Below are 9939 nucleotides of genomic sequence, written 5' to 3' on the forward strand. Positions count from 1 at the left end.
GAGCCGACCGCGAGCCCGACGACGGCTCCCGCTCCCCCGTCCGCCCCCGCCCCCGCCGCCGCGGAGCCGGCCCGCGAGGCCGCCGCCCTGCCGGGTCCCGTGCTGCTGACCCCCGCCGAGGGCGACGCCCAGGTCGAGGGCACGACGACGTTCTCCGGCACGGGCGTCGCCGGGGCGACCATCCACATCTCGGTCTTCGCCGCGGGCCTCCGCGGCGGCGGGAGCGACGCCGCCGACTTCGTCCACTACTCCGCGGCGGTCGGTGCCGACGGACGCTGGAGAACCACCGAGACCCTGCCCGTCGGCTTCTGGGCGTACAAGGCGGACCAGGAGCTCGGCGAGCAGGCGACCGCCTCCGAGGGGAACGTGGCCTTCACGATCACCCCGGCGTCGCCGCGCATCACCACGCCGACGCCCGACGCCCGCGTCGAGGGGCGCCTGCGCCTCGACGGCACCGGGGCCGCGGGATCGCGGACCGTGCTCACGATCGCGGGAGACGACGAGCCGACCACGGTCGCGACCCCCGTGCGCGCGGACGGCACCTGGTCCACCGAGATCCGCGTCGCCGCGGGCTCCTACGCGGTGACGGCCGTCGCCTCGCACCCGCTGCCGTACGAGCGCGAGGCGCGCTCCATCGAGTCGGCCCCCACCGCGCCCGTCGCCGTCACGGTGACCCGGGCCGCCGACGCCGTCCGCCCGGTCCTCCTCTCCCCGCGCGAGGGCGACAGCCAGGTCGAGGGCGAGACGACGTTCTCCGGCACGGGCGAGCCGGACACGGACCTGTGGGTCTACGTCTTCCCCGAGGGCGACCGCGACTACCCGAGCGACGCCGGGGAGTCCCTCGTCTTCTCGACCCGGGTCGGCGCGGACGGCCGCTGGAGCACGACCGAGCGCCTGCCGATCGGCATCTGGTTCATGAAGGCCGAGCAGGCCGCCGGTGCCGCGGATGCGCGACCGACCTTCACCGTGGCGCCGGCCGCTCCGGTCATCACGTCGCCGACGGCGGACGCGCAGGTGTCCGGCCGGGTGCACCTCACGGGGACCGGCACCGCCGGCTCGCGCGTCCTGGTGACGGTCGCGGGCAGCGGATCGCCGCGCCAGCTGACGGCCGACGTGCGCGCGGACGGCCGATGGTCCATCGACGCCGGCCTGCACTCGGGCGGCTACTCCGTGACCGCGGTGGGCTCGCACCTGCTCCCGCTCGAGCGCAGCGAGCGGTACATCCGCTCGGCGGCCTCCCCCGCCGTCGCGTTCTCGGTCACCGGCGGGACCGCAGTCGCCGTCTCGCACCGCACGGGGCTGCCGATGACGGGCGCCGACCCGGTGCCGCTGATCGCGCTGACGGGGTCGCTCCTGGCCGCCGGGCTCGCGCTGCTCATCGTCCCCGCCGTCCGCCGACGCCGGAACGCCCTCGCCCGCTGAGCCGACATGCGACGCGCCCCCTGCCTCGAGAGGCAGGGGGCGCGTCGTGCGTGAGGGCTGAGCGGCTACTTGGCCTTCTTCTCCGTGTCGCCCGAGAGCGCTGCGATGAACGCCTCCTGAGGGACCTCGACGCGGCCGACCATCTTCATCCGCTTCTTGCCCTCCTTCTGCTTCTCGAGCAGCTTGCGCTTGCGGGTGATGTCGCCGCCGTAGCACTTGGCGAGCACGTCCTTCCGCATGGCGCGGATGGACTCGCGGGCGATGATCCGCGCGCCGATGGCCGCCTGGATGGGCACCTCGAACTGCTGGCGCGGGATGAGCTCGCGGAGGCGACCCGTCATGAGGACGCCGTAGGCGTACGCCTTGTCGCGGTGCACGATCGCGCTGAACGCGTCGACCTGCTCGCCCTGCAGGAGGATGTCGACCTTCACGAGGTCGGAGTCCTGCGAACCGGCGGGCTCGTAGTCGAGCGAGGCGTAGCCAGCCGTCTTGCTCTTCAGGTTGTCGAAGAAGTCGAACACGATCTCGCCGAGCGGCATCGTGTAGCGGATCTCCACCCGGTCCTCGCCGAGGTACTCCATGCCGAGCAGGATGCCGCGGCGCGACTGGCACAGCTCCATGATCGTGCCGACGTAGTCCTTCGGCGCGAGGATCGCGGCCTTCACCACGGGCTCGGAGACGCTGACGATCTTGCCGCCCGGGAACTCGCTCGGGTTGGTGACCGTGACCGTCCGCTTGTCCTCGCTGGTGACCTCGTAGATGACCGAGGGCGCCGTCGTGATGAGGTCGAGCCCGAACTCGCGGGAGAGTCGCTCGGTGATGATCTCGAGGTGCAGGAGGCCGAGGAACCCGCACCGGAAGCCGAAGCCGAGCGCGACCGAGGTCTCGGGCTCGTACACGAGCGCGGCGTCGGAGAGCTTCAGCTTGTCGAGCGCGTCGCGGAGGTCGGGGTAGTCGGATCCGTCGATCGGGTAGAGCCCGGAGAAGACCATGGGCAGCGGCTCGGTGTAGCCGGGGAGGGCCTCGGTCGCGGGGCGGGCGGCGGTCGTGACGGTGTCGCCGACCTTCGACTGGCGCACGTCCTTCACGCCCGTGATCAGGTAGCCGACCTCGCCGACCCCGAGGCCGTCGGACGGCGTGGGCTCCGGCGAGCTGACGCCGATCTCCAGGATCTCGTGGGTGGCGCGTGTGGACATCATCGAGATCTTCTCGCGCGGGCTGAGCTTGCCGTCGATCATGCGGACGTAGGTGACCACGCCGCGGTAGGCGTCGTAGACCGAGTCGAAGATCATGGCGCGGGCGGCGCCGTCAGGGTCGCCGACGGGTGCGGGGATGGTGCGGGAGACGCGGTCGAGGAGGTCCTCGACGCCGGCGCCCGTCTTGCCCGATACGCGGAGGACGTCGGCCGGGTCGCCGCCGATGAGGGACGCGAGCTCGGCCGCGTACTTGTCGGGGTCGGCCGCGGGGAGGTCGATCTTGTTGAGCACGGGGATGATCGTCAGGTCGTTCTCGAGCGCCAGGTAGAGGTTCGCGAGGGTCTGCGCCTCGATGCCCTGCGCGGCGTCGACCAGGAGGATGGCGCCCTCGCACGCGGCGAGGGACCGGGAGACCTCGTAGGAGAAGTCGACGTGGCCCGGCGTGTCGATCATGTTCAGCGCGTACGTCTGCCCGTCGAGCTCCCACGGCATGCGCACGGCCTGGCTCTTGATGGTGATGCCGCGCTCGCGCTCGATGTCCATGCGGTCGAGGTACTGGGCGCGCATGGAGCGGGAGTCGACGACGCCCGTCATCTGCAGCATGCGGTCGGCCAGCGTCGACTTGCCGTGGTCGATGTGGGCGATGATGCAGAAGTTGCGGATGGACGCGGGGTCGGTCGCGGCGGGCCGGAGGGCCTTCGTAGCTAGGGGGCTCACGCGTTCCTTACGGGTCGAGCGGGTGGAGCGGAACCACGATCATCCCACGGCGCACGCGGCCGGGCCGCCCGGACGGTGCGGCGGCGCCCGGCGGGTCGACGGACGATGCCCGCGGACCCGCCGGCGGCTCAGCGGCGCACGATGTCGGCGACGGCCTCGTCGAGGTGCGGCCAGCGGAACCGGTAGCCCGCGGCCGTGAGCGCCTCCGGCACGACCCAGCGGCTCTTGAGCACCAGCTCCGGCTCGGTGCGGAACAGCCACATGCCCACCTCCAGCATCCACCGGTTGGCGGCGAGACCGACCGGCATCCGGACGGCGCCGCGGAGCACGCGCATCAGCCGCCGGTTGGTGACGGGCTCGGGGCTCGACGCGTTGACCGGGCCCTCGAGCGACGGCGTGTCGCGGACGAAGCGGATGATGCCGACCAGGTCGTCGATGTGCAGCCAGCTGAAGACCTGCCGCCCGTGGGTGGGCTGGTAGCGGTGATGGGCTCCCGCGCGGATGCGGGACGGGCGCCCGGGGAACCGCCCGTCGAGCTGCGGGCCGCCGAGGCCGAAGCGGGCGAGGCCGAGGAGCGGCTGGAGGGCGCCGTCGCGGCCGAGCACGATCGCGATGCGCAGCGCCACGCGGCGGGTCGCGGGCAGGTCCGGCGCGAACAGGGCGCGCTCCCAGGCGCGCCCCACCGACGGCGAGAAGTCGTCGCCGAGCTCCCCCGTCGACTCCGTCTGCGGGTGGTCGGTCGCGTGCCGGTAGACCGTCGCGGTCGAGGCGTTGATCCAGACCGGCACGGGCCGCGCGCTGTCGGCCACGGCGCGCGCGAGCTCCGCCGTGGTCTCGACGCGGGAGCGCAGGATCTCGCGGCGGTTCGCGACGCCGTAGCGGCAGTTCACGCTCTTGCCGGCGAGGTTGATGAGGAGGTCGGCGCCGTCGACGAGGCGGCGGATCCCCTCGGCGTCGCCCCAGCGCGCGTCCGCGCCCGAGCGCCCGACCGTGCGGACGCGGTACCCCTCGGCCTCGAGCTCGCGGACGAGCACCTGGCCGATGAACCCCGAGGCGCCCGTGACGACCGCCGTGCGCCGGAGCGCGCCGTCGTCGGTCATGCGCCGAAGCGCGTGCGGCGCTCGACCGTGGTGCCCGTGCCGTCGGCCCATGTGTAGACCGTGTCGCCGCCGATGATGACGTGCTCCGCGCGCGACTGCACGTCGAGCGGGTCGCCGGACCAGATGACGACGTCGGCGTCGAGGCCGGGGGTCAGCGCGCCGACGCGGTGGTCGAGCCGGAGGATCGCGGCGGGGTTCGCGGTGATCGCGCGGATCGCGATGTCCGCGGGCAGGCCGTCCTTCACGGCGAAGGAGGCCTGGTGCACCAGGAAGTCGATCGGCACGACGGGCGCGTCGGTCGTGATGGCGACGAGGACGCCCGCGCGGTGCAGGGCGGCGAGGTTCGCGACGGCACGGTCGCGAAGCTCAACCTTGGAGCGCGAGGTGATCATCGGGCCGAAGATCACGGGGATGCCGCGCTCCGCGAGCACGTCCGCGATCTTGTCGCCCTCGGTGCCGTGGTTGACCACGAGGCGGTAGCCGAACTCGTCGGCCAGGCGGATGGCGGTCGCGATGTCGTCGTGGCGGTGCGTGTGCTGGTCCCAGGCGAGCTCGCCGTCGAGGACGCGCACGAGCGTCTCATTGCCGAGGTCGCGGGAGAAGGGCTTGCCCTCCGCGGCGGCGTGGTCGCGGGCGGCCCGGTAGTCCTCCGCGTCGCGGAAGGCGCGGCGGATGACCATGGCGACGCCGAGGCGCGTGCTCGGCGTCCTGCCCTTCTCGCCATAGACGCGCTTCGGGTTCTCGCCCAGGGCGCTCTTGACGCTGACCGAGTCGCTCACGAGCTGCTCGTCGATCGTGCGGCCGCCCCACGACTTGATGGCCACCGACTGGCCGCCGATCGGGTTGCCGGACCCGGGCTTCACGACGATGGTCGTGACGCCGCCCTTGAGCGCGTCGCGGAAGCCCTCGTCGTCGATGTCGATGGCGTCGATGGCGCGCACGGACGACATGTCGGGGTCGGTCATCTCGTTGGTGTCGTTGCCCGCGGGGCCGTTGGCCTCCTCGTGGATGCCGACGTGCCCGTGCGCCTCGACGAAGCCGGGGAGGACCCAGCGTCCGGTCGCGTCGATGACGGTCGCGCCATCCGGCACGTCGAGGTCGCGGCCGACCGCGGCGACGAGCCCGTCGCGCAGGAGGACGGTGCCGCCGGGGATCGGCGCGCCGTCGACGGGGACGACGTGCCCGCCGACGATGGCGGTGACGGAGGAGGCGGAGGCGCGGACGGGGGCGGGGTGATCTGCGGAGAGGGCCATGCTCCGAGCCTAGGACGAGGGCGGCGCGCTACGGCGCCGACGGGACCGGCTGCGCGGCCGCGGGGTCGGCGGCCGCGGGGTCGGTGGGCGCGGGCAGGCGCCGCAGGCCCTCGAGGAGCACCTCGCGGTCGGCGGCGAGGCAGACGCGGATCCATCCCTCGCCGGACCGCCCGAACGCGCTGCCCGGCGCGACGGCGACGCGGTCGCGCAGCAGGAGCCGCTCCGCCCACCCCGCCACGTCCCCGTCGGAGTCGTGGCCCATGTCGATCCAGAGGTAGAACGCGCCGGTCGGCCGCAGGTGCCGGATCCCCCGCGCCTCCAGGAGCGCGGTCGCCGCGTCGAGGTTCTCGCGGTAGTGCGCGAGGGCCTCCGCGACGTGGGTCTGGTCGCCCGTGACGGCCGCGACCGCCGCCCATTGGGCCGGGGCGCTGACGCAGCTGATGGTCGCCTCCTGCACCGTCCGCATCACCCGGGTCATGCCCGTCGGCACCACCAGGTAGCCCACGCGGACGCCCGTCATGGCGTACGTCTTCGAGAGCGAGAACGCCGTGAGCACGCGCTGCTCCCCCGGCTCCTGCAGGCTCGCGACGCTCACGTGCTCCGCGTCGTGCACGAAGAGCTCGTAGACCTCGTCGCTGATCACCCAGAGGTCGTGGCGTCGGGCGAACGCGAGCAGCTCGCGGAGCGTCTCCCGGGGGAAGACGGCGCCGAGCGGGTTGGACGGCGAGTTGACCACCAGCACCCGGGTGCGGTCGGTGACCAGCCGCTCGAGCCCGGCGATGTCGGGCAGGAACCCGCGCTCCGGTAGCAGCGGGTAGGGGACGGGCTCCGCCTGCAGCATGCGCGCGCCCATGGAGAAGGTCGTGTACCCCGGGTCCGGCACGAGCACCTCGTCGCCGGCACCGAGCGTCAGCGTCATCGCCTGGTACAGGGCCTGCGTCGCGCCGACCGTGACCCACACCTGCTCCGTCTGCACGTCGAGCCCGTTGGCGCGGCGCAGCTTCTCGACCAGCGCCGCCCGCAGCTCGGGGATGCCGGCGTTCGCCGTGTAGTCGGTGCGGTCCTCGGCCCAGGCCCGGCGGGCGGCCTCGCGGATGTGCGGCGCGACCGGCACGTCGGGCTCGCCGACGCCCAGCGCGATGACGTCGTCGACCTCGAACGACAGCTCGAGGATGCGGCGGATGCCCGACTCGGGCACGGCGGGGATGTGGGAAGCGAGACGGGGCACGGGTCGAGGGTAGGCCCGCGGGCCGGCGGTCGGCGCGTCGGGGAGCCGCGGCCCCCGTCGGGCGCGCCGCGGCGCCTCGGTAGGCTCGCGGCATGGGCATCCCCGACTTCATCGTCTCCCTCCGCGAGCGGATCGGCACGGCGCCCCTCTGGCTGTCGGGCGTCACCGCGGTGATCCTCGACGGGCCGCGCGTCCTCCTCGTCCGCCGCGGCGACACCGGCGCGTGGGCGCCCGTCTCGGGGATCCTGGAGCCCGGCGAGGAGCCCGCCGTCGGCGCTTGGCGCGAGGCCGAGGAGGAGACCGGCGTGGACGTGGCGGTCGAGCGTCTGGTGTCGGTGCGGACGACCGGGGAGATCACCTACCCCAACGGCGACCGCGCGAGCTACCTCGACCTCACCTTCCGCTGCCGGTACCTGTCCGGCGAGGCGCGCGTCAACGACGACGAGTCGTCCGACGTCGCCTGGTGGCCGGTGGACGCCCTGCCGGACATGCCCGCCGACTACCGGCAGCGGATCCGGGACGCCCTCGACGACGAGCCGGAGACGCGCATCGTGCGGCCCGGCGACGCGCCGCCGCCCCCGGTCCGCGACGCGCGGGGCACCGCGGCCTGAATTCCCGGCCGGGACCTGGTATCGTCGCCTGTTGGCTTGCGTGTGATCCTCCCCGATCACGCGGTATCGCCGCAGGCGCCCTCTCTCGCTGAGCGGCAACTCACACGACGAAAACTCGAACGGAAGACATAACACGTGGCAAACATCAAGTCGCAGATCAAGCGCATCGGCACCAACAAGAAGGCCCAGGAGCGCAACAAGGCGGTCAAGAGCGAGCTGAAGACGGCCATCCGCTCCGTCAAGACGGCCATCACCGCCGGCGACAAGGACGCGGCCGTCAAGGCCGTCAGCCTCGCGGGCAAGAAGCTCGACAAGGCCGCCAGCAAGGGCGTCATCCACAAGAACCAGGCCGCGAACCGCAAGGGCGCGATCGCCAAGCAGGTCGCCAAGATCGGCTGATCTCCCGTGGACACGACGAAGGGCCCCGCGCATCGCGCGGGGCCCTTCGTCGCGTACCCGTCACCTGCGACGACCGAGGCGGCGGGTCAGTCGCGGCCGCGCGACGCCACGGTGCGGACCATGCGCTCCAGCGAGTAGACGGCGTCGCGGCCGCCGCCCTTGACCTGCGCGTCCGCCTCGGCGAGGGCCTCGATGGAGCGCCCGAGCCCCGCGTCGTCCCAGAGCTGCAGGTCCCGCCGGGCCCGGTCCACCTGCCACGGCGCCATGCCGAGCTTCGAGGCCAGCTGCCCCGAGGCGCCGGAGACCCCCGACACCTTCGCCATCGTGCGGATCTTCATGGCGAACGCCGCGATGAGCGGCACCGGGTCGGCTCCCGAGGCGAGCGCGTGGCGCAGCAGCACCAGGGCCTCGCCGCTGCGGCCGGCGATCGCGGAGTCCGCCACGGCGAACGCGTTGATCTCCACGCGGCCGCCGTAGTACTGGTCGACGGTCACCTCGGTGATCTCGTGCACGGTGTCGGAGATGAGCTGCTGGCAGGCGGACGCGAGCTCGCTCACGTCGTCCTGGAAGGCCGCCACCAGCTGCCGCACGGCACCCGGCGTGATGGAGCGCTTGGCGGCGCGGAACTCGGCGACCGCGAAGTCGTGCTTCTCGCTGTCCTTCTTCAGCTCGGCGCACACGATCTCGATGCCGCCGCCCGTGCCCGACCGGACCGCGTCGAGCAGCTTCTTGCCTCGCACTCCCCCGGCATGCCGGAGGACGACGTACGTGTCGTCGGCCGGGGAGTCCAGGTACGCGACCGCGTCGAGCAGGAACTGGTCGGAGCACTTCTCCACGTTGACCACGCGGATCATGCGCGGCTCCGCGAACAGGGAAGGGCTCGCGAGGGTGATGAGCTCGCCGGGCGCGTAGGAGTCGGCCTCGATGTCGGAGACCTCGATGCTCGGGTCCTCCGCGGTGAGGATGTCGCGGAGCCGACGGATGGCCCGGTCCGCCAGGAGCGCCTCCGTGCCGGACACGAGGACGATCGGCGCCGGCCGCACCGCGTCCCAGGAGAGCTGCGGGATGGCCGCGGACGGCTTGGCCGCCGCGCTGCGGGAGGTCCTGGTGGCCATGCGGGTCCGTCCGGGTCGGGGTGGGTCGTCCTGCGCGACGTGTGGCGGGCGTGCACCCGCGATGCGGGGCGGCCCGCGGTCGGGCGGATCCAGGTTAGCCGTCGCGGGGGACATCGCCCGGCCTCGGGACGGGGCCCGGCATGGGCACGGCGCCTCCGCGCCCGAGCGCCGCGGCCGCGATCGCCAGGGCGCTCGCCACGACGAGGGCGACGACGCCCGCCGGTCCCGTCGGCCACGGGACGCGGCCCCCGGGCAGCCCGGACAGGACGGCGGCGACCGCGGCGATCCACGCCGCGGGAAGCCACGCGAGCCGCAGCAGGAGTCCGCCCGCCGCGGGCCAGACCGGGAGGAGCATGCAGGCGGCGAGCCCGCCGACCGTCGCCGGAGCCGCCGCAGGTTCCGCGAGGAGGTTGGCCAGCACCCCGTGGACGGGCAGCCCGGGCTGCAGAACGAGCAGCACCGGCTGGCAGGCGATCTGCGCCGCGATCGGGATGGCCAGCGCATCCGCGACGCGCCGCGGCAGGCGGCGGCCCAGGCGCGCGGCGATCGGCGGGGCGAGGACCAGGAGGCCGGCCGTCGCGAGGACGCTGAGCGCGAAGCCGACGTCGCGGGCGAGCCACGGATCGGCCGTCACGAGGACGACCACGGCCAGGGCGAGGGCCGGCAGGCCGCGCGCGGGCCGACCGGAGGCGGTGGAGACGATGAGCACCGTCGCCATGACGGCGGCCCGGAGCACGCTGGGCTGCGGGGTCACGAGGATCACGAAGGCCGTGAGCGCCGCCGCCGCGGCCACCGCCCGGAGCGGTCGGCGCAGCCCCACGGCGGCGGCCAGCGCCAGGACGAGGCCCACGACCACGGCGCAGTTCGCGCCGGACACGGCCGTCAGGTGCGTCAGCGA

General features: G+C 73.7%; 8 protein-coding genes and 1 pseudogene. 3 read left to right on the top strand and 6 right to left on the bottom strand.

The genetic code is table 11. The features are described 5' to 3' along the window. A pseudogene (locus Q6969_RS08840) lies at nucleotides 1-1422 on the top strand (hypothetical protein); the annotation flags it as partial. A 65-nt stretch (nucleotides 1423-1487) separates the two neighbouring features. On the opposite strand, the gene lepA reads toward Q6969_RS08840, so the two are convergent. From lepA to Q6969_RS08860, 4 genes are all read right to left on the bottom strand, one after another. Next, complete coding sequence (gene lepA, locus Q6969_RS08845) at nucleotides 1488-3335, bottom strand: translation elongation factor 4 (RefSeq protein WP_094115765.1); 1848 nt, start codon at nucleotides 3333-3335, stop codon at nucleotides 1488-1490. 128 nt (nucleotides 3336-3463) lie between these two features. After that, on the bottom strand, nucleotides 3464-4435 hold the full coding sequence (locus Q6969_RS08850; protein ID WP_317230101.1) for a DUF1731 domain-containing protein: 972 nt from the start codon (nucleotides 4433-4435) through the stop codon (nucleotides 3464-3466). Next, nucleotides 4432-5688: an amidohydrolase gene (locus tag Q6969_RS08855; protein ID WP_317230102.1), complete on the bottom strand. Its 1257-nt coding sequence runs from the start codon at nucleotides 5686-5688 to the stop codon at nucleotides 4432-4434. The genes Q6969_RS08850 and Q6969_RS08855 overlap by 4 nt, the downstream gene beginning before the upstream one ends. 28 nt (nucleotides 5689-5716) lie before the next feature. Continuing rightward, the gene (locus tag Q6969_RS08860; protein ID WP_317230103.1) at nucleotides 5717-6916 is read right to left on the bottom strand and encodes an aminotransferase class I/II-fold pyridoxal phosphate-dependent enzyme; all 1200 of its coding nucleotides are present in this window, start codon (nucleotides 6914-6916) and stop codon (nucleotides 5717-5719) included. Nucleotides 6917-7008: 92 nt separating this feature from the next. On the opposite strand from Q6969_RS08860, the gene Q6969_RS08865 reads away from it, so the two are divergent. Next, nucleotides 7009-7527: an NUDIX domain-containing protein gene (locus Q6969_RS08865; RefSeq protein ID WP_317230104.1), complete on the top strand. Its 519-nt coding sequence runs from the start codon at nucleotides 7009-7011 to the stop codon at nucleotides 7525-7527. Between the two features lie 135 nt (nucleotides 7528-7662). Further along, on the top strand, nucleotides 7663-7926 hold the full coding sequence (gene rpsT / locus Q6969_RS08870; protein ID WP_012038238.1) for a 30S ribosomal protein S20: 264 nt from the start codon (nucleotides 7663-7665) through the stop codon (nucleotides 7924-7926). Nucleotides 7927-8012: 86 nt separating this feature from the next. Here the strand turns inward: rpsT and holA are convergent, their stop codons facing one another. Together holA and Q6969_RS08880 are read right to left on the bottom strand one after the other, a co-directional pair. Next, on the bottom strand, nucleotides 8013-9041 hold the full coding sequence (gene holA, locus Q6969_RS08875) for a DNA polymerase III subunit delta (protein ID WP_317230105.1): 1029 nt from the start codon (nucleotides 9039-9041) through the stop codon (nucleotides 8013-8015). Between the two features lie 94 nt (nucleotides 9042-9135). Beyond that, the coding region (locus Q6969_RS08880) for a ComEC/Rec2 family competence protein (RefSeq protein ID WP_317230106.1) at nucleotides 9136-9939 on the bottom strand (804 nt) is incomplete at its 5' end.

The sequence above is a fragment of the Clavibacter sp. MX14-G9D genome, assembly GCF_032917815.1.
Classification (GTDB): Bacteria; Actinomycetota; Actinomycetes; order Actinomycetales; family Microbacteriaceae; genus Clavibacter; species Clavibacter michiganensis_K.